Below are 2033 nucleotides of genomic sequence, written 5' to 3'. Positions count from 1 at the left end.
GACCGATGACTGGCCACCAAACCACATCGCCAATTGGCCACTGGTGGTCAAATAAAAAATAGGCGGGGACAACAATCGCGCTCATAAAAAGCAGTGTATAGAGCGTAACTGTTGGAGCAGGTACTTCATAGAGGACACGTTGATTTACGGGGAGGTGGAGTGCATATAAAGCGGATGCGATAAGCATCATCGTTACGCCAGTCATATCAATCCCCCCGTTATTAACATTGGCGATTAAAATGATTGCCATAGTTGCCAATACTATTCTGATGAGGGTAAGTCGAGTTGGAGCCTGACGATCTAACAATAACCAAATGACTACAAAAACCGGATATAAGGAATAAAGTAGATGACCGACGCTTGCACTTAACCTCCCTAAGGCCATATAGTAAAACAAAGAGCCAATGCCGTTAATTGCACCTGCCAGGGCACATCCAGCAAGCCCAAGGGGAAAAATATAAAAATACTCACGCTTGAAGATCAAAATCAGAGTTAGTAATAGTAACGTAGCAAAACTTGTTCTCAATGCGACGACAGCTATGGGGGAAAAACCCCATATAATGGCTTGTTTGCCAAAAATCGGGGTCAATCCCAAAAAAACGGCCGAAATAACAGCCGCACTGATGCCTCTTCTTTGCTCTGATCTCATTTTTTATTAATTAATAATAGCGTGAACTTCATCAAGGAATTCATCACTCATGAAATCTCCTTTTTGCAGGAGGGATTGAATTTGCCCTTTCAATCTTTCTCTTTCTTTAGCGGTTAATTCCTTGGCTGTTGATACTATGACTGGAATATTCTCTGTTTCTGAACTTGCCTTTAACTCGTCCAAAACACCAAAGCCATCTAATTCAGGCATCATGAGGTCAAGGATAATTAGATCTGGTTTTTCGCGTCGGATAATTTTTAAGGCTTCTTTCCCGTTACTGGCCTCAAAGATATTAAAGTCTCCTTGTGACTGGAGAATGCGGCGGATGAGGAGCCTGGCTTCGGTAGTATCATCAACAATGATGATCCTTGGGAAACGCTCGGGGACAACGTGACTAAGTGCGGCCAGCACACCTTCCTGAGGAGTTTTCTCATCAGGATTCGTATCAGGAAGAACCACATTTCGTGCCCAATTATCTCCCAGGACAAATTTTTCAGGAGGCATGGTATGACCTGTGCAATTGATCACCACAGTCTCTTCAGGCTTAATTACACCAGAGCGCACCAGTTTAAAAAGACCTGCAAAGGCAACAGCGGATGCAGGCTCGGCTGAAATCCCCTCCATTTTTGCGAGAACGTGCATGGCACGAAACGCTTCCTCATCGGTGACGCTTTCGAAAACACCTCTTGTTGCATCAACTTCCTTGCGCAAGAGTTGGTAGGTACGGCCAGGATCACCAGTGGCAAGGGTTTCAATATGGGTTCTGGGAACTTCAACAGGCTCTGCTATTTCCAATCCTTTTTTCCAGCTGTTAACGATTGGTGCGCAACCAGCAGACTGAATCCCTGCAAGGGCAGGTTTTTTATTAATAAATCCCATTTTCTCCAATTCAGAAAAACCTTTTGCAACACCCAGTGGTCCCATTCCGCCGCTAATAGCCTGTATGTACCAGTCGGGTGTTTGCCAAAGCGGCGTTTCGGAGTCGGTGGTGCTATCAGACGTACCATGAAGGGCTGTGAGTTGCTCAGCGATTTCAAATGCAATTGTTTTCATTGATTCAACGGCTGAGTTTGATCGCGCCCCCATACTTTGATATAGATTTCTTTGTTTGGCGAATTCTGATGCTGCCCGCTTAACGGCATCATAAGAACCCGTTACTTTGACTACCTGACTACCGTAGAGAGCAATTTCCCGCATTTTTACTGCAGGGACAAGACTTGTTACAAAAGCCCAAAGCTTGATGCCTGCACGTGCGGCGTATGCAGAGTAAGCGATTGCAACATTCCCGGTTGAGGCAACCACCATTTCTGTGATACCTGCTTCCTTAAGGGCAGCAATGGATACAGCTGCCTGACGATCTTTAAAGGAGGCCGTTGGTCCTTGG

The 2033-nt window shown here is 45.4% G+C and carries 2 protein-coding genes; both read right to left on the bottom strand.

Going from position 1 to position 2033, the window contains the following annotated elements; translation table 11 throughout:
* The coding region (locus AC3DOM_RS09610; protein WP_487918825.1) for a DMT family transporter at window positions 1-649 on the bottom strand (649 nt) is incomplete at its 3' end.
* Window positions 650-655: 6 nt separating this feature from the next.
* Window positions 656-2033 (bottom strand): pyridoxal-phosphate dependent enzyme (locus AC3DOM_RS09605; RefSeq protein WP_487918824.1); only part of this gene is annotated, 1378 nt, incomplete at its 5' end.

The sequence above is a fragment of the Candidatus Desulfolinea nitratireducens genome, from assembly GCF_982879505.1.
This window is presented reverse-complemented; position numbering and strand designations above follow the sequence as displayed.